The sequence below is a fragment of the Sporosarcina gallistercoris genome (genome assembly GCF_050459885.1).
Lineage (GTDB): Bacteria > Bacillota > Bacilli > Bacillales_A > Planococcaceae > Sporosarcina > Sporosarcina gallistercoris_A.
The window spans coordinates 99,199-121,593 of record NZ_JBCMNO010000012.1 but is presented as its reverse complement, the minus strand read 5'-3'; the positions used below and the strand labels follow the sequence as shown (position 1 = coordinate 121,593).

The 22,395-nt window shown below is 46.2% G+C and carries 21 protein-coding genes; 11 read left to right on the top strand and 10 right to left on the bottom strand.

Translation table 11 applies throughout. The features are described 5' to 3' along the window. Positions 1–45 precede the first annotated feature (45 nt). Positions 46–1,794, bottom strand: a complete 1,749-nt coding sequence (gene fdrA, locus ABE021_RS07960) for an acyl-CoA synthetase FdrA (protein ID WP_430287940.1) — start codon at positions 1,792–1,794, stop codon at positions 46–48. Between the two features lie 327 nt (positions 1,795–2,121). On the opposite strand from fdrA, the gene ABE021_RS07955 reads away from it, so the two are divergent. Together ABE021_RS07955 and allD are read left to right on the top strand one after the other, a co-directional pair. Next, a complete protein-coding gene (locus ABE021_RS07955; protein ID WP_430287938.1) occupies positions 2,122–3,000 on the top strand; it encodes an alpha/beta hydrolase in 879 nt (292 codons plus the stop codon). 31 nt (positions 3,001–3,031) lie between these two features. Next, positions 3,032–4,081 (top strand): ureidoglycolate dehydrogenase, encoded by a 1,050-nt coding sequence (allD, locus tag ABE021_RS07950; protein WP_430287937.1) that lies wholly within the window; start codon positions 3,032–3,034, stop codon positions 4,079–4,081. A gap of 326 nt (positions 4,082–4,407) precedes the next feature. Here allD and ABE021_RS07945 read toward each other — a convergent pair whose 3' ends face one another. From ABE021_RS07945 to ABE021_RS07930, 4 genes are all read right to left on the bottom strand, one after another. Beyond that, complete coding sequence (locus ABE021_RS07945) at positions 4,408–5,640, bottom strand: Zn-dependent hydrolase (RefSeq protein ID WP_430287935.1); 1,233 nt, start codon at positions 5,638–5,640, stop codon at positions 4,408–4,410. A 293-nt stretch (positions 5,641–5,933) separates the two neighbouring features. Next, positions 5,934–6,179: a glutaredoxin family protein gene (locus ABE021_RS07940; RefSeq protein WP_430287933.1), complete on the bottom strand. Its 246-nt coding sequence runs from the start codon at positions 6,177–6,179 to the stop codon at positions 5,934–5,936. 20 nt (positions 6,180–6,199) lie between these two features. Further along, positions 6,200–6,382, bottom strand: coding sequence for a hypothetical protein (locus ABE021_RS07935; RefSeq protein ID WP_430287931.1), 183 nt, complete (start codon positions 6,380–6,382; stop codon positions 6,200–6,202). 39 nt (positions 6,383–6,421) lie between these two features. Continuing rightward, complete coding sequence (locus ABE021_RS07930; RefSeq protein WP_430287929.1) at positions 6,422–7,678, bottom strand: dicarboxylate/amino acid:cation symporter; 1,257 nt, start codon at positions 7,676–7,678, stop codon at positions 6,422–6,424. 212 nt (positions 7,679–7,890) lie between these two features. Here ABE021_RS07930 and pgeF point away from each other — a divergent pair, with 212 nt between their 5' ends. Further along, the gene (pgeF, locus tag ABE021_RS07925) at positions 7,891–8,649 is read left to right on the top strand and encodes a peptidoglycan editing factor PgeF (RefSeq protein WP_430288184.1); all 759 of its coding nucleotides are present in this window, start codon (positions 7,891–7,893) and stop codon (positions 8,647–8,649) included. A 19-nt stretch (positions 8,650–8,668) separates the two neighbouring features. On the opposite strand, the gene ABE021_RS07920 is transcribed toward pgeF, so the two are convergent. Beyond that, positions 8,669–9,760: a CdaR family transcriptional regulator gene (locus ABE021_RS07920; RefSeq protein ID WP_430287927.1), complete on the bottom strand. Its 1,092-nt coding sequence runs from the start codon at positions 9,758–9,760 to the stop codon at positions 8,669–8,671. Positions 9,761–9,889: 129 nt separating this feature from the next. Between ABE021_RS07920 and ABE021_RS07915 the strand changes: the two genes are divergently transcribed. The 3 genes from ABE021_RS07915 (at position 9,890) to ABE021_RS07905 (ending at position 12,879) form a co-directional block, all read left to right on the top strand. Further along, positions 9,890–11,029: a glycerate kinase gene (locus ABE021_RS07915; protein ID WP_430287925.1), complete on the top strand. Its 1,140-nt coding sequence runs from the start codon at positions 9,890–9,892 to the stop codon at positions 11,027–11,029. Beyond that, positions 11,030–12,376: a GntP family permease gene (locus ABE021_RS07910; protein ID WP_430287923.1), complete on the top strand. Its 1,347-nt coding sequence runs from the start codon at positions 11,030–11,032 to the stop codon at positions 12,374–12,376. It abuts the gene before it with no gap. 101 nt (positions 12,377–12,477) lie between these two features. After that, positions 12,478–12,879 carry a hypothetical protein gene (locus tag ABE021_RS07905; protein ID WP_430287922.1) on the top strand — a complete coding sequence of 134 codons (402 nt, stop codon included), beginning with the start codon at positions 12,478–12,480 and terminating at the stop codon, positions 12,877–12,879. A gap of 46 nt (positions 12,880–12,925) precedes the next feature. Here the strand turns inward: ABE021_RS07905 and dacB are convergent, their stop codons facing one another. Then, positions 12,926–14,449, bottom strand: coding sequence for a D-alanyl-D-alanine carboxypeptidase/D-alanyl-D-alanine endopeptidase (dacB, locus tag ABE021_RS07900; RefSeq protein WP_430287920.1), 1,524 nt, complete (start codon positions 14,447–14,449; stop codon positions 12,926–12,928). Positions 14,450–14,611: 162 nt separating this feature from the next. Between dacB and ABE021_RS07895 the strand changes: the two genes are divergently transcribed. Beyond that, on the top strand, positions 14,612–14,926 hold the full coding sequence (locus ABE021_RS07895; RefSeq protein WP_430287919.1) for a hypothetical protein: 315 nt from the start codon (positions 14,612–14,614) through the stop codon (positions 14,924–14,926). A gap of 172 nt (positions 14,927–15,098) precedes the next feature. Next, complete coding sequence (locus ABE021_RS07890) at positions 15,099–15,362, top strand: hypothetical protein (protein ID WP_430287918.1); 264 nt, start codon at positions 15,099–15,101, stop codon at positions 15,360–15,362. 47 nt (positions 15,363–15,409) lie between these two features. Here ABE021_RS07890 and ABE021_RS07885 read toward each other — a convergent pair whose 3' ends face one another. Continuing rightward, complete coding sequence (locus ABE021_RS07885) at positions 15,410–16,459, bottom strand: LLM class flavin-dependent oxidoreductase (RefSeq protein ID WP_430287917.1); 1,050 nt, start codon at positions 16,457–16,459, stop codon at positions 15,410–15,412. A 183-nt stretch (positions 16,460–16,642) separates the two neighbouring features. Between ABE021_RS07885 and ABE021_RS07880 the strand changes: the two genes are divergently transcribed. The 3 genes from ABE021_RS07880 (at position 16,643) to ABE021_RS07870 (ending at position 18,913) form a co-directional block, all read left to right on the top strand. After that, positions 16,643–17,566, top strand: coding sequence for an ABC transporter ATP-binding protein (locus ABE021_RS07880; RefSeq protein WP_430287916.1), 924 nt, complete (start codon positions 16,643–16,645; stop codon positions 17,564–17,566). Continuing rightward, the gene (locus ABE021_RS07875) at positions 17,544–18,479 is read left to right on the top strand and encodes an ABC transporter permease (RefSeq protein WP_430287915.1); all 936 of its coding nucleotides are present in this window, start codon (positions 17,544–17,546) and stop codon (positions 18,477–18,479) included. Before ABE021_RS07880 ends, ABE021_RS07875 begins: the two co-directional genes overlap by 23 nt. 269 nt (positions 18,480–18,748) lie before the next feature. Next, a complete protein-coding gene (locus ABE021_RS07870; RefSeq protein ID WP_430287914.1) occupies positions 18,749–18,913 on the top strand; it encodes a hypothetical protein in 165 nt (54 codons plus the stop codon). Between the two features lie 142 nt (positions 18,914–19,055). On the opposite strand, the gene bioB is transcribed toward ABE021_RS07870, so the two are convergent. Both bioB and ABE021_RS07860 read right to left on the bottom strand, forming a co-directional pair. Beyond that, positions 19,056–20,054, bottom strand: coding sequence for a biotin synthase BioB (gene bioB / locus ABE021_RS07865; RefSeq protein ID WP_430287913.1), 999 nt, complete (start codon positions 20,052–20,054; stop codon positions 19,056–19,058). A gap of 200 nt (positions 20,055–20,254) precedes the next feature. Further along, a complete protein-coding gene (locus ABE021_RS07860) occupies positions 20,255–22,348 on the bottom strand; it encodes a 5'-nucleotidase C-terminal domain-containing protein (RefSeq protein WP_430287912.1) in 2,094 nt (697 codons plus the stop codon). Positions 22,349–22,395: the final 47 nt, after the last annotated feature.

The following is a 22,395-nucleotide window of genomic DNA, read 5'->3' as shown; positions in this document are numbered from 1 at the left end:
CCAGTCCAGAGCGGATCTGGACCTTCTATCTTTATCATTCCGAAATTATTTCAGCAAGCTCAAGATTTTGGCCATACGTGCATTACCGCCAGCAACTGGACGCCAGTCGTATTGGACGAACTGCGTGCCTGTGTCCGATAGTGCACCAGTAAAGCCTTTCAAGCCGACGTTAATGACGCGGGGGCGCTCCGAAACGAGTGACGCAATGTCATCTGATACAGAGAGGTCGAATTTCTTTTCGGACTTGGTTCCTTCTACATACTTCTTCTGGTTGTCTTCTACGTGGAGGCCCACTATGTTAAGCGCAGTACGAACGGCTTCATTGTTTGTCTCTTTGACGATGACGCCAGCTTGTTTCAACTGTTTCACGTGACCGTCATAGCTTTGCGGGTCGTTTTTAGTACCACAAACAGTTGCCACAACATGCAAGGTGCGCCCGCCTTCTTTTGCTTTTGCTACTGCTTTATTGATAGATGGAAGTAACGCGCTTGCCATATCGTCATGTGAGCCATATCCAAGAACGAAGTCGAGCAAGATAACAGCCGTTGTTTCATCGTCCCCAGCTTGTTCAATGAATTTCGAACGAGTTTCAGGATCGATCATCGGGTGTGGCTTCCCTTGTGTATAGTTATCGTCACCAAGGTCAACAATTTCCTGGCCTTCGTGCTTCAGGACATGGCCTTCTTCGTTTTTAATGTGTGTGTCAAGACCTAACGCATCAGAGATCAGAACAGCGGCTTCAGAAGCGAGTGTACCACCAGAGTACAAGCCTTTAAGCGTCTTCTGACCTTCTTTCAAGCTTGCATTTTCCACAGTGAAGTCGCCTGTGTTGTAATCAGTTTTCACTTCGTTACCGCGAGCGAGGTCCACTGCAATGTGTGCAGTTTCCGCGAGTGTATATGCTTGGTAGACATTCCCTTCGTATTGCTCAGGTTTTTCTCCAAGGAATACAGCAACAACCGGTTTCGTCAAGCTTTGAAGAAGTTCCATCACTTCGTTACGCACGTGTTCTGCAGGCGGCTTGGAAATGATTGTGATAATTTCTGTTGCGCTATGGTTTTCAAGTGCACGGATTCCATCCATCATCGTGATCGCACCGATCGGATCTTTCAGGTCACGACCGCCCGTACCGATAGCATGGCTTACACCTTCTCCTAAGCGATCGATGATTGTGGAAACTTCCTGGATTCCTGTTCCTGATGCACCGACAAGTCCGATACGCCCTTTATTCACGACGTTTGCGAATGCCAAAGGCACCCCGTCAAGAATTCCTGTTCCGCAGTCGGGTCCCATTACAAGCAAACCTTTGTCGTGTGCTTTTTGCTTTAAACGGAGCTCGTCTTCCACTGTGACGTTATCACTAAACATGAACACGTGAAGACCGCGGTCCAATGCCTTGTCCGCTTCATCCGCTGCATATTCACCTGGTACTGAAATCATGGCAACGTTTGCATTCGGCAGCGCATCCATTGCTTTGTCCCACGTACGCACTGTTTCAAATCCTTGCTTTTTGTTGCTGATGGACTGGTCGTTCAAATATTGTTCCACTTTTTCAAGGACCGTATCCATCATGTCTGCATTGTCTGTATCGACAACGATTGCCATATCGTTCGATTCTGCTGCTTCGAGTTCTTCTGTATGCAATCCTGCATCTTTAAAGATATCTTTGTTAGCTGGCGTTGCCATCATAATTTGTACTTTGTTGAGACCTTCCATAGTTGCTACCGCGTTTGTCAGCAACATGAGGTTAATGGAGTCTTGGTACGAGTTCTTCTTGATAATCGTATGAAGCACAAAAATCACCCCTGTAAGTATTTTTTTAAATCAGCGAGCTTGCAATAGCATGTGTCTCCACAAAACGGTAAACACAAAACTTGTGCGAAAGCCGGTTTTGTTTTATCCAAACCAATTGTAACGCAATTTGCATTGCAGACGAATAAAATACAGGAGTGTAACATTACAAAAACATAAAATTGTGAATTGAAAGCTGTATTCTTGGTGTTTCGTGTCGTAAGATAGTGGCAGAAACGGTTTTACATGAGCGTCTCCTTGACTGTAAACAGGATCAATCGATACTTTCAACGAAAAGACAGGCAGATGGAAGGGAAAGAGGATGCGATTATGGCAGATACTTTTGTATATAAACGAGTGAACGATTGCGATATTCACGGAGTGTTTCATGAAACTTGCGCCGAGCAGGCACCTTTACTAATCTACATTCATGGCGGAGGTCTGATTTGGGGAACCCGGAATGACATGAATTCCGAACAGATCCGTCTGTATAATGAGGCTGGATTCAACGTGTGTTCTGTAGATTACCGACTTGCTCCTGAGTCCAAGCTTTCCGAAATCCGGGATGATGTAAAGGACTTGCTGGTCTGGATTAAGACACAAGCATCCGTTCAATTCGATTTCGATCGTGAACGGGTAGCTGTAGTTGGCAGTTCAGCAGGAGGCTATCTAGCATTGTTATCGGGAACGTTTGATGTGAAGCCCGACGCGATTGTGGCGTTTTACGGGTACGGACAAGTTACGGGTGATTGGTACCAGAATCCGAGTCCACACTTTACTTCCATGCCGAAGGTGCCGGAAATGTTGGCGACACAACTGATTCAGCCTCATCCCATTTCATCCTCTCCAATTGAACGGAGGTATGCAATTTACTTGTATTGCCGTCAGCAAGGGACATGGCTCGATTGGGTTGCGGGTTCAGACGCTGTGGATGAGGGTCAGCTTGCACACTATGCTCCTCTTGAATTAGCGGATTCAGACTATCCGCCAACTCTTCTGATACATGGGGATGATGACGAGGATGTCCCGTACGCGGAATCTGTTGCAATGAAAGAAAAACTGGACGCAGCAGGCGTACCAAACGAACTGATGACCATCGCCCGCGGTAAGCACAACTTCGATGCCAATATGGATGATCCGGACTCTGTGCGTGCTGTGAACCATGGGATTGCATTTTTACAAGAACGATTTCAGATGAAGACCATCTAAATTATTGGCCGAGCCAAAAGGAGTGCTGGAGATGAATGTATCGATTGAGGAATTGAAAGAACTGATGGCAAATAAGCTTACACAAGCTGGGCTTCAACGTGATGACGCGGAGGTAGTCGCTGATGTACTCGCACATGCTGATGCTCGAGGGATCTTTTCACACGGAGCGATGCGGACGGAGTATTACGCTGAACGTATTGCAAAAGGCGGCATTACTGTGAATCCTGATATCCAATTTAAGCAGACTGGACCAGGAACTGCTGTACTGGACGCAGATAACGGCGTGGGGCACGCAGCGGCAAAAGAAGCGATGACCCGTGCGATTGAAATGGCTAAGGAAAATGGGACGGCCATCGTCGGAATTCGTCGGATGAGTCATAGTGGAGCCATGTCCTACTTCGTCCAACAAGCAGCGGAAGCTGGAATGATTGGAATTTCAATGTGCCAATCAGATCCAATGGTCGTCCCTTTTGGCGGAGCTGAGCCGTATTTCGGGACAAACCCGATTGCTTTTGCTGCACCTGGTGTGGGTGATGACAAAATCATTTTCGATATGGCGACAAGCATTCAAGCATGGGGAAAGATTTTACATGCCCGATCGAAAGGTGAATCCATTCCGGATACGTGGGCCGTGGACAAAGACGGCGTGCCGACGACAGACCCTTTTAAGGTGACAGGATTGCTTCCGATTGCCGGACCTAAAGGCTATGGACTTATGATGATGGTGGATATCTTGTCAGGTGTATTACTCGGTCTTCCTTTCGGAAAACACGTGTCGTCGATGTATCATGATTTGACCAAAGGAAGAGAACTTGGACAGCTCCACATTGTAATCGATCCCGGTGCATTCACAAGTTCCGAACTGTTCCGAACCAACATTTCCGGTATGATGAGGGAATTGAATGAAGTGAAGCCGGCGTCAGGGTTTGACCACGTTCTGTACCCCGGTCAAAACACAACCCTTCAGGAAAAAGAATCGTTGAAGAACGGCGTGGAGATTGTCGATGAAATCCTTGAGTACTTACGCAGTGATGTCGTTCATACTAACCAATATGATCATAAGGATCCTTTTGCAAAATGATTTTGGTGGCCGGCCCGTGTATTCGGGCCGGCTTTTTTCTCGTTTTTACTCGTTGTCGATCAGTTAGGTGTGCTTGCCGTTCACTTGTAAGGATTTCTCCATCACTGGAGTGATTTCTCCGACACTTGAGGAAAATTTCCGATAACGGGACACAATTAAAGTGAGTTAATGGCTTTAATCGGTAGATCCTATCTTGACCTTATGTGATCCAATTCATCAGCCGATGTCATTTGGAGTGAATTGGCAAAACCACTCATTTCAAAAATGAACACTTACAAAAAACAGCACAGCGAGACAACTGCCGTCTCACCGTACTGTTTTAACAATTACACAACATTCGCTTGTTTTAGCATGAATGCACGCAGCACTTCTGCGCCTTCCAGCAATTCTTCCATAGAGGTATACTCTGCCGGGTTATGACTAAGCCCGTCTTTGGATGGTACGAAAATCATGCCAGTCGGACAGAACGCCGCCATATTCATGGCGTCATGGCCTGCACCGCTAGGCATTTCAAGCCAATTCACACCGCGCTCTTCACACACGGCTTTGAGTTCATTCACCACTCCGACGTCCATTTGAACCGGCTCTTCACTCGAGATGGCATCCATCCAAACGTCTAAGCCACGTGCTTCGGCCACTTCTTTGACCGCTGTTTCCAGTGCATCCACGACACGCTGCCGTGATTCGACATTCGTTCCTCGGATGTCGACGTCCATCTCGGCTGCACTTGGTACGACATTCATAGCACCCGGTTCTACGGTGAACACACCGACCGTCCCAACTGTACCGTACTCGATCTCTGCAACGGCAGCCCGTTCAACAGCGAGTGCAATTTCAGCACCTCCAAGTAACGCGTCATGTCGATAGTCCATCGGAGTAGTCCCCGAGTGATCCGCTGTTCCTCCGACGTGGACATGGAAACGGACAGGTGCCGCAATAGCAGAGACAACCCCAATGGCCGCTTGCTGTTTCTCCAGCACCGGCCCTTGCTCAATGTGCAGTTCTACAAACGCTTTGAATTCATCTTGAAAGCGCATAGCTAAGTGGACTTCTTCCAAATCGAGTCCGTTTTCCTCAAACGCTTGCATGAGTGTTACGCTGTTACGATCAGTTAGCGAGCGAGTATACGCGGGATCCAATCGTCCTGACATTGCTTTACTGCCAAGTGTCGAGGCACCAAAACGTGACGATTCCTCACACGCGAAGATAATGACTTCCATAGGGTGCTGTGTTTCAATGTCATCGTCCGCTAGTGAGCGCATCACTTCAAGTGCAACGAGTACACCAGCGGATCCGTCAAATTCCCCTGCTGCGTAGACCGAGTCAATATGGGAACCGGTTGCTACTACAGGCAATTCAGCTGTTGCCCCCTCACGCCGCGCGATGACGTTACCCGCGTAATCTGTGCGTACAGTGAGACCTGCACCTTCGAACTGCCGGATCATATATTCCCGCGCTTTCCGCTCCGTTTCCGTATAAGCAAGCCGGTTGATCCCTTCTCCTTTGTCTGTAAACTCCGCAAGTTCTTCAAATGACCGACGCAATCGATCCAGCTTCATGACAATTCCCCTTTTCATATAGGTGCATAATGCAAATGAATTCACATAACATTCGTTCACTCCTATTGTAAAGTATCGCAAGTTCCTCAAAAAAAATCAAACCGGCTATCCCTTTTGACACTAGGGATAGCCGGTCTGTCAGTTCATCCATTCCATAATCACGAGAAAAATGCCGGTAGCAAACAGTGCAACGTGTCCGATGCAAAACTTCGGAAATAGTTTCCGTGTCATATCCTTTTCCACATCTGGTTGAACCGAACACGTCATACAGCGGAACTTGTCAACAATATGCTTCACTGAGCTTCTCCGTGAAGGGCTTTTTGGACACCGTCAGGGTCAAATCCTAAAATCCAAACGTCATTCAATTTGGTTTGTGGCACACCCATTTGTCCAGTCGTTTTTACGAGACGCTTACCAGCTTCTTGATCTAATGAAACGTTAACTGTTTCATATGGGATTTTTTGTTCATCCAAATAATTTGTCATCATCGTGCAGTAAGGGCATGTGGAAGATACATAAACGGTTGCTTGAGGTGTCATAACCTACACTCCTTTTGATTTTAATTGACTCCATCATATACCCCTCTAGGTATCATGTCAATCTGTTCGCTCTCTTCGTTAGCACCCTCTGTAACGACAATTGCAAGAAGGCAGTAGGACCCGTGTATTTCCACTTCTTCCAATGTGTCAGTACGCATTGTTCCGCACGAAAAGTCAGCTTTCGGAGACGCACATCGCATCATCGAAAGCTGACTTTTGCCAGTCTATTTCACGGGTAACCTTTAAGAATGTGGTGCAATTTCTTCTGCTTGTTCTTTTGAAGCACTTTTTTGTTTTTCTGTCCGGCTAATGAGCGTCGTCCCTACGAGGTCGCCTGTAACGTTCAGTGCCGTTGCCCCCATTCCAATCAGCGCATCAATCGATGTAAGCAAAGCGACTGCTTCAATCGGCAAACCGAGCTGTACAAAAACCGTTGCAATCATGACAATCCCTGCCCCTGGAACGCCTGCAGTGCCAATAGAGGCCAGCGTTCCGATCAAGACCACCATTAACATATCCGTCAACGACAGCGGATTACCAGAAATATTGGCAGCAAACACTGCGGACACGGCGATTCGTATTGCTGCCCCATCCATATTAACCGTAGCACCTAACGGCAAACTAAAACCATACAAACTGCGTGGTAATCCTAAATCATGGGCTGCAGTCAACGACAATGGTAATGTGCCTGCACTGCTCTGCGTCACAAAAGCTGTCGCAATCGGAGTCCGTGTATGTTTGAAAAACGTGAGCGGATTCACTTTGAATAGCAACATCGCAACAATGTACAATACGACTTGTGCAAGCAATGCCGCATAGAGCACACCAATCATGCCACCGAGTGAAAGAAGTGTATCGACCCCTTGGCTTCCCACCGTTTTCGCCATAATTGCAAATACACCAATCGGTACGAATTGTAAAATCCCTTTCAGGATGAAAAGCGATGCTTCGTTCAGCGCACTGATCGTTTTCAGCAAATGATTCCCAAGCTCATTCAACCCTTCTGAACCCCGCATGGCAGAAATTGCAATACCAAACACGAGGGCAGTGAAAATGATTCCTAACAAGTTCATCTCTGTGAACGCAGTGACAATATTCGAGGGGACAATGTTGAGTAACACATTGACGAATCCAGGATTATCCGGAACGTCAAATGTTTCACTACCGTCCAACTTCATGCCCGATCCAGGTTGGAAAATCGTAGCAATCGCGAGTCCTACAACAATTGCCACTGCAGAACTGATCGTGTAGTAGATGAAGACTTTACCACCCATTCGACCGAGGTTGGAAATCGTTGTCTGATTCACACCAACAATGAGCGTAAATAGTATGAGAGGGATGATCAGGAATGTCAGCAGACGGATCAGCAGATCACCAAGCGGCGCGAAAACGCTCGCTTGCTCACCCATCAGCAATCCGGCAGTAATCCCTAAAATCAGGGCTATCGTTATTTTAAGAATCAAAGATGCATTCGCGTATCGGTTCCAGAGTGCTTTCATGTCTATCGGCATCCCCTTTTATTCATTTTTCGATTAATTCCTATCTGCTTACTAGGGAATATAATAGTCTACAATAATGCACAAAAATTAGGTTGTCAATGTCTCTGCTCAATACGGCAGGGTGTATTCATTTCTTCCCTATCTGATGCACAAATAACCTCACTACGTGGTACAATTATTTGCAAACATCTTGAAAATAGGGGGTGAAGGAAATCAAAACAAAGAGATACGACATAAAAGGAAGCTCAATCTCTGGCATTACCTTGAAAGACCCTACTGCACCTGAAGACAACAATCTAGCGCTACACGCTTGCTTTACACCAGCGGCTGTCCTTCAAAACCGCGAAATGCTTGCATCTTCGATCGGGTACTCAACTGATGATTTTGTTTATGGTAACCAAACCCATAGTTCCAACTTCCACAAAGTAACCCGATCGGATTGCGGGCGCGGTGCCATAGATCAGGCAACTGCTATCCCCGATACCGATGCCCTTTATACGAACGAACGAGGCGTCGTTCTTGCTGGTTTCATGGCAGACTGTGTACCTGTGCTTCTTTCCAACGAACCCGCAGGCATCGTCGGTGTCGTCCATTCGGGCTGGCAAGGTACCATCAAAGAAATCACACCGAAATTGCTCCAACATCTCATTGAACAGGAAGGATGTCGTCCCGAAGACTTCCAGATCATGATCGGTCCTGCCCTTAGCCAAGAAAAGTTCGAAGTGGACAAGGATGTCTATGCGAAGTTTCATGCACTCGGCTATGCGGAACCATGGACTTTGTTCAATGAAACGACAGGCAAATACCATATCGATAACCAGCGGACTGTAAAAACTCAATGTGAGCTTGCTGGGATACCAAGTCCGAACATTACAATCGATCCGATGTGTACATTTCAAAGCAATGACGGGTTTTCATACCGTCAGGACAAGAAGGCCGGACGACATCTGGCATTCATCGGATTAAAATGACCGAGCGGATTTCGCTCGGTCATTTTATATATCGTGCGCCTTCTTTTAGCAACATAGCATAATGCAATTGCACTGCTGAGCTAAAGAGAGTCGGGTTCAATCCTGTAGTTTCAGTGATTCGTTTAAGCCGGTAGGAGAGCGTATGACGGTGAATTCCAAGCTCGTCGGAAGTATTCTGGACATGCTGCTCATTGTTCAAATAGGTTTGAAGTGTTTCTACTAGCTGCTCGTCCAGATTCCCTAACAGTTTCTCCACGAAATGTTCGTGCAAAGGTTGCTGGTAGGCTCCTACCAACGCACGCATTTCAATCATGTCAAAGTCGCTGATGATTTCATGCTTCGCACTGAACTCAATTGCATGGAGGGCCGACTCATAAGCCAATGCGATCTCCTCTTCGGAGAATACTGTTTTACCGATTCCAATCTTCAGGATTGAAAAATCATTCCGTTTATAAGCGTGTTCCACTCTGCTTTTCACTCTCTCCCGATCCACCTCCCATACTAGAAATGGCATGACGTGTCCATGATCTGCTCCAGGCAACACAGAACGAATGCCCATCGCTTCTGCCAGCCAATCTGCAAGACGATTGGGCGTACGTGTCGTCTCGTTTTGGTGAACAATCACAACTGTAAATGGACCCTTCAAAGATATTGACAACACATTCATGCGATCCTGTGTAGCCCCTGAAACTGGATGTCCGCTAACCAACTCTTTGAACACTAATTCCCGTGCAGTCCGCTTCCACTCCGATTCCGAAGTTAACAACGACTGATGGACCATCATTTCAGTTGTTAACTGGACAAGGGGCGCAACATCTCTCAGCTCTACCTCAGATCCTGTAATACCAATAACCCCAACTAGCCGCGTTTTATAATGCACGGGTAAATTCACACCTGGCTTTGAACCTGGCCATTCCTCTAAAGTCTCTTCGGATATCCATAATGATTTCCCTGTTTTTGCTACATGCGCTGCCCCTTCATGGATTCGGTCCACCCGGCCCATTTCTCCGGAAGCTAAAATCATTCCATTCGTATCCATCACATTCAAGTTCCTGGATAATCTAAGCATCGTTTGTTCAACGATTTCCTCTGCAAGCCGCTTTGTCAGCACATTTTCACCTCCATGTACAAAAATCTCTATGAATCTGTTTAATACTTATACAACCAGTCTAATGTATTTAGACTATTCTGTACATATAATGATAGACATCAACTACTATCCGATAGGAATGATATTTTTATGAAGATACTTATTGCACCCGACTCCTTCAAAGGAAGTTTGTCTGCTTTGCATGCAGCAGAAGCGATGGCTGAAGGAATTTGTGAAGCGGATCCTACTAGCACCATCCTATTACTACCTGCAGCTGATGGCGGAGAAGGGACGATGGAAAGTTTAGTCGGGGCGACAAATGGAAGATTCATCTCTCTTCTTGTTGAAGGGCCTCTTGGTCATCTCCTCCCAGCTCGCTACGGCATTCTAGGAGATGCCTCTACTTGCGTGATTGAGTTGGCGGAAGCTTCCGGTCTCATGCGTCTCGCCGAACAGGATCGGAATGCCCTTATTACGTCCTCCTTCGGAACTGGGCAGTTACTTGTACACGCGCTTAATGAGGGGTGCCGCAATTTTATTATCGGTCTTGGAGGAAGTGCCACAAACGATGGAGGTGCGGGCATTTTACAAGCGCTAGGTATGAGATTGCTCGACTCAAATGGGGATGTAATTCCTAAAGGCGGAGCTGCACTGCAACAGTTACATTCTATCGATTCGTCATTTTTCGATCCTCGAATTGCTGAGAGTCAGTTCCTGATTGCAGCAGATGTCTCGAATCCATTCATCGGACCTGACGGAGCTTCGGCAGTTTTTGGACCCCAAAAAGGGGCATCTCCCGCGGAGGTTGAACTCCTCGATAAATGTCTTGCCCATTTTGCAGACATAATCGAACGGCATACAGGGGTTTCTCTACACCATAGCGCAGGTGCTGGAGCAGCCGGCGGGGCTGGCGGGGCCTTCCAGGCGTTCTTTCCGAGTCTGTTCAAACCCGGTATAAGTGTTGTATTGGAAACTCTTCGTTTCCATGAACACTTGGAAACGGCCGATCTAGTCATCACAGGAGAAGGTCGTTCTGACAGTCAAACTTTTTCAGGGAAGACCCCTTTTGGGATTGCACAGGCAGCCCGGCTTGCAAATGTCCCCGTAGTCCTAGTTTCCGGCACCATTACTGAAGAAAGCCGAGCTGCACTCGGTGACTTATTTGATAGTGTGCACGCGATCACTTCAGCCAGCGTTACAGTAGCAGACGCCATGCTGAACCCGTTTAGATTACTGAAGGAAACCACGAAACAAGCACTTCTGAAGTGTAAAAATGAGGAGGAATGTTAAATGTTGTTTACGATGATCGTCTTAAGTGTTGCTCTCATTATCTTTTTAACAGCTGTCTTGAAAGTCCATCCATTCTTATCGTTACTTGCTGGAGCATTTTTCATCGGAATTACCTCTGGAATGCCGCTGCTCACAGTTGTAGATACTGTTAATGAAGGATTCGGCGGATTAATGAAAGGGATCGGGATTGTCATAGTCTCAGGTACAATCATCGGCGTCATCCTCGAGAAATCCGGAGCCGCTTACCGTATGGCCGAAGTCGTGTTACGAGTAATCGGGGAAAAACGACCTCAACTTGCAATGTCCCTCATCGGGTATATTGTTTCCATCCCTGTGTTTTGCGACTCGGGATTCATTATTTTATCCAGCTTAAAGAAAGCGCTTGCAAAAAGAGCAGGTGTGACAATCGCCTCGATGTCGGTCGCATTGGCAACTGGATTATTCGCAACCCATACACTCGTTCCGCCTACACCTGGACCGATTGCAGCTGCGGGGAACATTGGCGCAGAAAGTTACCTAGGCGTGATCATATTAATCGGACTCATCGTCGCCATCCCTGCAACCGTTGTTGGTTATTTATGGGCGGTCAAAATCGGTTCAAAAATTACGTTGCCGGAAGATGATGCGTCTGTGACATTCGACTACGATGAAATCGTCAAATCCTTCGGGACTATGCCTTCTGCACTTAAAGCATTCTTACCGATCGTCTTGCCGATTGTTCTGATTGGCGCAGGTTCTGTTGCGAAGCTGACTATGGGGGAAAGTGCATTCAGCTCATTCTTACAGTTTATAGGTTCGCCCTCTGTTGCATTATTGTTCGGGGTGCTAGCAGCATTTCTATTGCTGCCAAGATGGAACGAAGAGACACTTACCGGTTGGATTGGAGAAGGTCTTAAGGAAGCGGCTCCTATTCTTTTGATCACCGGAGCAGGTGGTGCATTTGGTAAAGTGATTTCTACGTCTGGTGTAGCTGAATTGATCGGGGAAATGAATTTCACTGCTCTCGCAGGCGGTGCACTCTTCCTACTCGTGCCGTTCTTCATATCCGCAGCTTTGAAAACCGCACAAGGGTCTTCGACTGCAGCGTTGGTCATTGCCTCAACATTAGTGGCTCCCCTGCTTCCCGCAATGGGAATTGAAGGCGCCATTCCACTTGCGCTTGTTGTCATGGCGGTTGGAGCAGGCGCAATGACAGTGAGTCATGTAAACGATAGTTTCTTCTGGGTCGTGACAGAATTCAGTGGTATGAAGGTCACAGATGCTTATAAAGCCCAAACGATGGCCACGTTATTGATGGGCATCACGACAATTGTCTTCACGATGATTTTGTGGTTGATACTCGTTTAACATTCCACGAACAAAAGAAACATACGTTCCCTTACTTCTTGGACTTTTTAAGATTTCGTTGTATACTTATAATACCAAGCAGTCGAAGGGAGCTACGCAGCATGGAAGAAAAAATCTTACAGTTGTTGGTAGGACTTACGGCAGATGTACGGGATATGAAATCGGATTTAGGTGAATTGAAATCCGATGTAGATTCTTTGAAATCCGATGTGGGCTCTTTGAAATCCGATGTAGGCTCTTTGAAATCCGATGTGGGCTCTTTGAAATCCGATGTGGGCTCTTTGAAATCCGGACTTGAAAACATGCAGACTGAGATGAACACACGATTTGATGAGGTGGACCACCGTTTCAATCGAGTGGATAATTCACTTAAAGGAATTGGTGGTCAATTTGAACGCCAAAAAGCACAGCGACTGGAACATGACGAGAGTGTAGCTAAAGAATTCATCGCAATCAAATCACGTATTTTCGATCTTGAAAACAAAGTGAATCGGGCGCAATGAGAAAGCAGATATTCCAGGGAGAGCCCCGGAATATCTGCTTTTTAAATTATAAATCCGATTCCGCGATTGCCGAGGCGATGGCATCTTCTATTTGTGTCACCGGTCCATTAATGTAATTATTTATCATAATCGAGAACACGAGAGGTGTTCCTTTTTTTGTCGTCACATATCCTGACAATGTGGATACACCCGTGATAGAACCCGTTTTTGCAGCTACATTCCCTTTCGTCGACTCCCCTTCAAGACGGTTGCGAAGAGTTCCGCCAACCATGCGTTCCGCTTCCCCTGCAAGTGGCAGCGACTCTCTGAATGCCGGATACCAAGATTCTTCTTGAGCTTGGACGAGAAGTGATGTCAATGTTTCGGAGGACATGAGGTTTTTGTGTGACATGCCGGAACCATCTCTTAGCAGAACTGTACCTTTTTCGATACCGAGCCCTTCAAGCGTTTCAGACATAACTGCAAGGCCGGCGTTCCAACTACCTTCCCCCTTTTCGACTCTTCCCATTTCTTTCACGAGCATTTCTGCGTGTCCATTGTTACTCAGCTTCATGAATGGAATGAAGATTTCATTTAGCGGCATGGACTTTTTGATTGCGAGTGTTTTAGCGCTTTTGGGTGTTACCGCACGCTGAAGTCCTTTTTTTCCATTCACTCGAATCCCTTCCTTCTTCAAGGCATTCTGGAATACATCGAGCACAAGTTCCGATGGTTGCCAAACCGCCGTCCATGAACGTGAACTTGAGGCACCGACCGGAATGGAACCTTCCACAATAATTCGATTTGTCCCATGTTCCCGGTGGATGGAAATCGTCTTTTTACCTTCTCTTCCAACAGTCGTGGCTTTATTCACAATAACGGATGTCTTTGTAGCAGGTGTTAACGAGACATCCGGAAGCTCGCCCGCTTTTGCTCCCGGCTTCACCTCTACAATGACTGTCCCTGTATCATAATCTTCATTCGGCGAAAGCGTGAGAGCCGATACTTGTGCCCCCACATAGTTGAATTCATCCGACCAGTTCAGGTCTTGAGAATACCGATCATCGTCATACCAGCTATCGTCAGCAAACAAATCCCCTTGAATGGTTTTGATGCCTTGTTGTTTCAACTGTTCAGCAAACTTCACAAGGTCGCTTTGAAGAAGGGTTGGATCTCCTTTTCCCACTAAATACACATCCCCTTGAAGAACAGGTCCCTTTTGCTTGCCCGTCGTTGCTACAACCGTTTCGAATCGATAGTCTGGTCCAAGCACCTCTAAAGCTGCGGCTCCTGTCAGCAATTTCATATTGGACGCAGGTCGCAATCGAATATCACTCATATGCGAATAGACCGATTCGCCAGTTTCCGCATTTTTGACACTCACTCCTGTAATCCCGCCCTGTAATTTCGGATCCGCTAGCAGGACGTTCAATTTTTTTGCTAGCGTAACGGATGCATTGGCAGGTGGAGTAATGAGTGCTGCAGAAGCGGCGATTGTTGGAAACGTCTGCTCATATGCGATGGGGAGATAGGCAACTGCGACTAACAAAGCAAATAAAAGAAGTTGTTTTCCATTTCGTTTGTTTAGCATTCAATACCAATTCCCTTCAAATTTCCTTTAGTATATCAATTTTCCAGTAGAATAAACTGTTATAATTAAGAATAGTGGGAATTTAATGAGTTAGTTACAGAACTTCAGGCTAGGACGTCTGTCCCACTACTCCTCCATTGTTAGAGTTTATGTGAATCTGCGGTGGCGTATGAACTGGACGATGCAGTATTATCTGTAGAGCTTTTGAATGTAGGGGGATGTGGATGGGGTGTTGTCCTCGGAATGAGCGGGTTGACCCCGGAAACGAGCGGATTGACTCTCGAAATGAGCGGGTTGACCTCGGAAACGAGCGGGTTGACTCGGGAAACGAGCGGGTTGACCCAGGAAATGAGCGGGTTACCCCCGGAAACGGGCGGGTTGACTCGGGGAACGAGCGGGTTACCCCCGGAAACGGGCGGGTTACCCCCGGAAACGGGCGGGATGGCCCCGGAAACGGGCGGGTTTCCCTGGGAATGAGCGGGTTTGCCCCGGCAATGAGCGGGTTGACCCTGGAAATGAGCGGGGTGGCCCCGAAAACGGGCGGGTTTCCCTGGGAATGAGCGGGTTGACCCCGGAAACGAGCGCGTTGCCCCCAGGAACGAGCGGGTTGACCCCAGGAATGAGGGGATATTATGAAGGGAGCGTTTAAATGATGAAAGAAACGACTCAAGACGAAGACGGAAATGAACCCCACGATGGAATTCATCTTGTTGCCATACTCGTCATTGCAAGTATCGGCGGGTGGCTGCACTTGTCCGAATGGCTGATTTCAGGAATTGAGGCAGCCTATTTTGCACTCATCTTCCTCTTTGTCGATAAAAAAGAATGGGGGAATTTAGTGAAATACGCAGGGGTTCTTCTTATTCTCTGGGTGACTCAGAAATGGTTATTTGGGGTAGCCATAGTATCCTGAACAGAATGGGGGCGACAGTGATAAACACATTGTCGCCCCCATTCTACTCAAGCTTCTGTTTCCCACTCTGCAATCGCTTCCCGGACTCGAGGTGCCACTTCCGCACCAAGCAAACGGATTGCGCTCATCACCTCATCATGTGGCATGGAACCTACTGGAACGTGAAGCAGGAATCTTGTGATCCCAACTTCTTTACGCAACTTGATAATCTTTTTCGCTACATAATCTGGATCACCTACATACAATGCCCCTTCCAGACTTCGTGCATCATCATACGCATCCCGATCATACGGCGCCCAACCACGCTCTTTGCCTATTACGTTCATCGCATATTGTGTGGAAGGGAAAAATGCATCTGCAGCTGACCGAGTCGTTTCCCCAACGAATCCGTGCGAGTGAGAGGCAATCTTTAATTTTGACAGATCATGCCCTGCTGCAGCCGCGGATCTCTTGTACAACTGCACGAGTGGTGCGAATTGTGTTGGACGCCCCCCGATGATTGCAAGTACAAGTGGCAGTCCTAACTTCCCTGCACGTACGACAGATTCAGGGTTTCCCCCACTGCCAATCCAGACAGGTAAAGGATCTTGTACAGGACGCGGGTACACTCCTCTTCCGTCAATAGCCGGACGATGTTTTCCATCCCAAGTTACCAATTCCGATTCACGCAATTTCAGTAATAACTCCAATTTTTCATTGAACAGTTCATTATAATCCGAAAGGTCTTGCCCAAATAGAGGGAACGATTCGATGAATGATCCCCGACCCGCCATAATTTCAGCTCGTCCATTCGAGATCCCGTCAAGTGTCGCAAAGTCTTGAAATACGCGTACTGGATCAGCCGAAGACAATACTGTCACTGCACTCGTCAACCGGATATTAAAAGTTTGCGAAGCCGCTGCGGCAAGCAATACCGCTGGTGACGAGGCTGCATAATCTGCCCGGTGATGTTCCCCGACACCGAATACGTCGAGCCCCACCCGATCTGCGAGCACAATCTCCTCCACCACTTCCCTTAAGCGTTCTGCATGACTCTTCAGCTTTCCTGTTTCCGGATCAGGCGTCGTCTCAACGAACGTGCTAATTCCTATCTCCATCGTTTCTTCCTCCTAAATGCATCGTCGATTTTCTTCATTGTACTCGTGATTAAGCCAAAATGGTAAAAGTAACAACCGTTTATGTATCATTCCCAAAAATATGAAACTATATGAACTTCTATCCGTACACCTTATTATGGACTTCATTTTACCTATCAAGTACGAAACAAAGGAGGAAATAACATGAAATCCACTCCTATCGTGGAGTTAAAGAATTTATCCAAAACGATTCGCGGAAAGAAAATTATCGATGACCTGAGCTTACAGTTATACCCTGGTCAGATCACTGGCTTTCTCGGTCCGAACGGTGCAGGTAAAACAACTACCATTCGCATGATGGTAGGACTGATGAAAAAAAGTGGCGGAGAAATTGTGATTGACGGGCAAACGCTTTCCGCAGACTTTGAAGAAGCACTGTCTAAAGTAGGCGTCATCGTCGAAAATCCGGAAATGTATAAATTCATGTCCGGGTACAAAAACTTGCTGCACTTTGCGCGCATGCAAAAAGGGGTAACAAAAGAACGTATTGACGAAGTCGTGAAGCAAGTGGGCATGCAAAATCGTATCCATGAAAAAGTCGGTACCTATTCGCTCGGGATGCGTCAGCGTCTTGGTCTCGCTCAAGCCTTGCTCCACAGACCTAAATTCCTGATTCTGGATGAACCTACTAACGGCCTGGATCCTGCAGGGATTCGTGAATTCCGGGATTACTTGCGCCTCATCGCTAAAACGGAAAACGTTTCTGTTTTCGTATCGAGCCACATGCTGTCAGAAATCGAACTCATGTGTGACCGGATTGCTGTCATTCAAAACGGCAAGCTAGTCGATATGCGCGATATGAGTGAGACACAAGAATCCCACTATTACCTGGAAGCTTTTCCTGCTGATCAAACCTTTGAACTCCTTGGGTCACTTGGATTCAAGACGGAAAGTGTCAATGAAGGATTCGTGATCCAAGCGGAAAAAACACAAATCCCGGAACTCGTCAAGGCTTTGTCAACCGCCGGGCTAGAGCTGTATGCAATCCAACCGCATCGTAAAACACTTGAGGACCAATTCCTCGAATTGACTGGAGGTGGCCAACTTGCTGAAACTGCTGCAAAATGAGTGGATGAAATTGTGGTCGAAAAAAGGCACTTGGATCATGGCCGGCTTGATGGTCGTACTCATTATCGGCATGGCAGGAGTCGTGAAATGGTCTGGTAGTCTAGCAGATGACGAAACCGACTGGAAAGCTAACATGCAGGGCAAGTTGGAGATGGAGAAAAGCTCTTTGGAAATGGACGCCCTAAAAGGAGAAAGTAAGCGCCTTGCCGAAGACAATGTTCAAATCTATGAATACCGACTTGCAAATGATGTTGAACCACTCAAAGATATTAGCCGTGAAAGTATGATTTACAATCCATCAGTTGGGAGCATTGCACTGTTGCTTACCGTCATTGTAGCTGCAGGCATCGTTGCATCCGAGTTTTCACAAGGAACGATTAAAATGCTGCTGACGCGTCCTGTAAAACGGTGGAAAATCATGACGTCCAAGTATCTAGCCATCTTGTTATTTGGAATTTTGCTGATGCTCATCGGTTTTATCACTACTATCCTAAGCGCATTCATATTCTTTCCATCAGAGGGCGGGCAAGCTCTCGCTATATCTGGCGGCAACGTCGTGGAAGTTTCCATATGGAGCCACGGACTCTATATGTTACTCCTCTCATTTATCAACGTAATCATCACTGCAACATTTGCGTTCATGATTGGAAGCGTGTTCCGCTCAAGCGGGATGGCAATTGGGCTGTCCTTATTCATCTACTTCACGGGAAATGTCATTGTCAGTCTTTTGAGCCGGTTTGAAATCGTGAAATACTTGCTATTCACACATATGGATCTTACGATTTACGAGTCTAATTTCGTCTTGAATGATGATATCACCTTGCCCTTCTCGTTAGCTGTCTTAGCCATCTATCTAGTCGTATTCTTAATCGTCAGCTATACAGTATTCACTAAGCGGGATATTACAGCATAACTTCAATGCATTCGAACAGATTTACAAATTCAAAGTGAATAAAACAAAAAGAAACCGACTACACTTCTAATAAAAGTGAGTTGGTTTTTTTGTATGGAACAGGTTCTTCATCAATGATAAGGCAGTAATTATCGGTACGTTAATGAGCACTGGACAATTATACGTCATCACGTTGTAACAATTGACACAGTGTTTTTCTTGAATTCTTGAAAAATTAGTTTACCCCTGGTGTCAACCGGGTAAAAATGCTTATAGAGGAGGGACAGAATATGCAGACAGAGTGTGAAAGTTATGTGATGGTACGTGAGCTACATCACCTCAACGAAGAATATCAACTTGCGCCCACTCAATTGAAAACGGTAATCCTCACTGACATCCGCCTGATCGAAGACGCCCTCAGCCTTTTGAATGTAGACACTACTCCACCGATGTAAACCTTTCTTGCCTTTTTCATACCCGAAGATAATAAAACGTTTCTTGTACCTCCTAACAGATTATTAGAGCTTGGAGCTTACAATAGAAGACCAGCTCCTTCGGCAGTTAGAAATGCCGGTTAGAAGCTGGTTTTTTTGTATTTTACGAGTGGGCAACCAGTGCTTGCTTTTCAGTAAGTTCGATCTCGAATCCTAGGTCCTCCAACATATGAAAGTCTGAATTGTCCTCTTGGCCATCTGTTGTTAAGTAATCCCCAACAAATATACTGTTAGCAGCATACATCCCCATTGGTTGAAGGGATCGTAAATTGACTTCACGGCCGCCTGAAATCCTGATTTCCTTCGTAGGGTTCATATAGCGGAATAGCGCCAACACTTTCAAACAATAGCGTGGATTCAGTTCATTCGTCCCTTCAAGCTTCGTTCCGTCAATTGCATGCAAAAAGTTCACAGGGATAGAGTCTGCGTTTAACTTGCGAAGGGCACGGGAAATATCGACGACATCCTCTTTCGTCTCTTTCATCCCGATTATGGCTCCTGAGCACGGAGAGATTCCGTACTTTTTCGCAATTTCCACTGTGCCCACACGATCTTTGTACGTATGCGATGTTGTAATGAATTCATGATGACGTTCGGAAGTGTTCAAGTTGTGGTTATATCGATCGACGCCCGCTGTTTTCAGCTGCTCTGCTTGTTCTTCTTTCAAGATTCCCAAACACGCGCACACGGTCAGTCCATACTTTTCCTTTATTTCCTCAACAGCTTCACTGACGACCCGTACGTCTTTTCGAGTTGGACCTCTCCCACTAGCCACGATACAATACGTTCCGATATTGTTATCAAAAGCCCGTTTTGCTCCTTCTAGAATTTCCTCTTTTGAGATGAATGGATACTTATCAATCGGCGCAGTGGATTTAGAAGATTGAGAGCAATATCCACAATCCTCTGGACAGAAGCCACTCTTTGCATTCATAATCATATTCAGTTTTACCTTTTTTCCAAAATAATGACGTCGAATCCTATAGGCTCCATCCAACAGGGATAAAACCTCTTCGTCACTTGTGTTCAAAATCGACAATGCTTCTTCGTTTGAAAGCTCTTTTCCATCAATGACTTCTTGTGCGAGTGTTTCCCAGTTCATGACGTACTCCCCTTTAACATCTTGTGTTAACCTGATTTAAAATAAGGTTAACACAAATCAAGCGTTTAGTACATAAGCCAATAATAGTTGGCAAAGGGGAAAGAATTGTTTTATTGAAAGAGAATGCTTTTCCATGATGGACGTAAAAGAAACCGGCACGAAGACAAATAACTTGTCCTCGTGCCGGTGATTGGGAGTGTTTACTTCTTTAATGCAGTCAAACGCTCATCTAGAACTTCTGATGCATCAATCGTCGTTCCTGCTGCTTTCATTGCACGGAAGTAGTCTGCGAATAATTCCCGTTGGAAATCTGGTGTCGACGTCCATTCTACTTCTCCAAATGTATCAAAACCATCTCCTTCGCCTGTTCCTAAGAAGTTGTTTGTTACAACTTTCACCTTCACGTCCGCGAATTCACCATCTTTGTATAGAGAAGTTCCGTCATTTAGAGTAATGGATAGGATTCGATCTCCGTGAACTCGTTCAGCGTCAAATACAACTTTCAATCCGCCAAATTGAATTGTTAAGAAGTTCGAACCGTTTTTCAACGGGCCTTCCAATATCGCTTTGATTTGTTGGGGAGTCATTTCGGAAACTACATTGTAGTTATCAAAAGGAATCACACTGAATACATCTCCATACGTAATATCGCCGCTTTCAATGTTGGCACGGATGCCTCCGATGTTCTGGAATGCAACTTGTGTATCCGCTTTTTGCATCATTGCGTCACTGATCATGTTCCCTAACTGGCTCACCCCATACTTCCCTTCGGAAGGCGCGCGCGTCAAGTCTCCTGTCGTATTGCTCACAACTTCTGCTGCGATTTCTTTAACTTGTTTTTGATAACCGGATACAATTCCTGCGACTGCTTCATCTTCCTTCGTAAGCCCTACTTTAGTTTCCAGAATTCCGGATTCCGATGAATAGACTTGTTTCGTCTTTTTGTCGATGAACAACTGGATGTGGCCCATTGCAGCGGTATAGCTTTGTGCCTCTACTACCGGAATGTTGTTTACGTGTCCAGCTACACGTTGATGAGAGTGACCACCGACAATGGCATCCAAACTTCCTTTAGACTCCATTGCAAGATCAGTTAACTCTCCAATAATTTCATCAGAGTCTTTAGCACGCTCTCCCGGTAAATGCGATGTCACAATTACAAAGTCGGCTCCCTTTTCGCGGAGTTCCGCTGCAAGTTCTTTTGCAATGGGTGCTGGCGTCGGGAAAGAAAGGCCTTCTACATGCGTTGCAAGTGTAGTAGCTGGGGTTTGAGGTGTCGCAAATCCAATGATCCCAATTTTATAACCACCTTTTTCCACCATTGTATATGGTTCTGTCCAATCTACACGCTTGTTCGTTTTTTCATCATAAACATTGGCTCCCATTACAGGGAATTTCGCCTGTGCAATACGATTCTTCAGAACGCCTACTCCCCAATCGAATTCATGGTTTCCGATTGCAGCCGCGTCATATTGAATCGCGTTCATCGTATCAAAGGTAGAAGCTCCTTCAAATGAGTTTGAAATGAGTGTACCTTGGAAAATGTCTCCGCCATCTACAACAACTGTACCGTTAGGATTCACTGATCGGAATGCATTCACCAAACCCCCAATGATTGCCATGCCTCCGTTTTGATACTTCTCGTTAAACTCAATATTCCCATGAATATCGTTTGTTGTTAGGAAATCGATTACGTCAAACACCACTGGCTTAAACGCTTTAGAAGCTTCTGCACGTGTAATCCCTTTTTCGTAGTCAAACGGTTGGCCATATTCAACGTCAAAGGCACCTCCAAGTATTGCGTACGCAATGTATGGCTTTAAATATGCCGGTATTTTGGATGCATCTGTATAGTTATTAAGAATTGATAAATCCACTGAAGGAACTTTCCCGCCCGTTTCGCTCAAAGTGAAAATCGTAGCAAATTGTCCTTTTGTAAGAGAATGATTGGGTTTGAATGATTTCTTGGTAAAACCGCTTACTAACTTCGACTGAACGGCTTTAGAGACAACGTCCTGATACTTTCCAGGAACATCTGTAAAGGACAATTTAGCTTTAGATCCTTCCAGTTTCCCCGCCCGCTCCAACATCATCAGCATCTCTACACGCTGAAGGGCGTCATTCACTTTAAGGTCGCCACTGGGAAGCCCTAACAAAATCCCTTGGTCCCGCATAAGTTCTGCAGGGTCTTTCACCACTTTATCAAAATTGGTGTTCGCCTCTGCTTGTCCAGCTCCGAGCAGCGATAATGCAGCCACGGGTGCTACTAACGCAGCAAGAACTTTTTTCTTCATTCCCTCTCCTCTTTCCCTTATGGTTTCGAATCACGCCATTGTCTCTC

Excerpts from the sequence above, each read along its gene's own strand:
- bioB (WP_430287913.1), bottom strand. The coding sequence starts at position 20,054 with ATGAACTGGGAAACACTCGCACAAGAAGTCATTGATGGAAAAGAGCTT.
- ABE021_RS07915 (WP_430287925.1), top strand. The coding sequence starts at position 9,890 with ATGAAGATACTTATTGCACCCGACTCCTTCAAAGGAAGTTTGTCTGCT.
- ABE021_RS07885 (WP_430287917.1), bottom strand. The coding sequence starts at position 16,459 with ATGGAGATAGGAATTAGCACGTTCGTTGAGACGACGCCTGATCCGGAA.
- ABE021_RS07940 (WP_430287933.1), bottom strand. The coding sequence starts at position 6,179 with ATGACACCTCAAGCAACCGTTTATGTATCTTCCACATGCCCTTACTGC.
- ABE021_RS07860 (WP_430287912.1), bottom strand. The coding sequence starts at position 22,348 with ATGAAGAAAAAAGTTCTTGCTGCGTTAGTAGCACCCGTGGCTGCATTA.
- dacB (WP_430287920.1), bottom strand. The coding sequence starts at position 14,449 with ATGCTAAACAAACGAAATGGAAAACAACTTCTTTTATTTGCTTTGTTA.
- ABE021_RS07870 (WP_430287914.1), top strand. The coding sequence starts at position 18,749 with ATGCAGACAGAGTGTGAAAGTTATGTGATGGTACGTGAGCTACATCAC.
- ABE021_RS07945 (WP_430287935.1), bottom strand. The coding sequence starts at position 5,640 with ATGAAGCTGGATCGATTGCGTCGGTCATTTGAAGAACTTGCGGAGTTT.
- ABE021_RS07910 (WP_430287923.1), top strand. The coding sequence starts at position 11,030 with ATGTTGTTTACGATGATCGTCTTAAGTGTTGCTCTCATTATCTTTTTA.
- ABE021_RS07935 (WP_430287931.1), bottom strand. The coding sequence starts at position 6,382 with ATGATGCGATGTGCGTCTCCGAAAGCTGACTTTTCGTGCGGAACAATG.
- ABE021_RS07880 (WP_430287916.1), top strand. The coding sequence starts at position 16,643 with ATGAAATCCACTCCTATCGTGGAGTTAAAGAATTTATCCAAAACGATT.
- ABE021_RS07890 (WP_430287918.1), top strand. The coding sequence starts at position 15,099 with ATGATGAAAGAAACGACTCAAGACGAAGACGGAAATGAACCCCACGAT.
- allD (WP_430287937.1), top strand. The coding sequence starts at position 3,032 with ATGAATGTATCGATTGAGGAATTGAAAGAACTGATGGCAAATAAGCTT.
- ABE021_RS07955 (WP_430287938.1), top strand. The coding sequence starts at position 2,122 with ATGGCAGATACTTTTGTATATAAACGAGTGAACGATTGCGATATTCAC.
- ABE021_RS07930 (WP_430287929.1), bottom strand. The coding sequence starts at position 7,678 with ATGAAAGCACTCTGGAACCGATACGCGAATGCATCTTTGATTCTTAAA.
- ABE021_RS07905 (WP_430287922.1), top strand. The coding sequence starts at position 12,478 with ATGGAAGAAAAAATCTTACAGTTGTTGGTAGGACTTACGGCAGATGTA.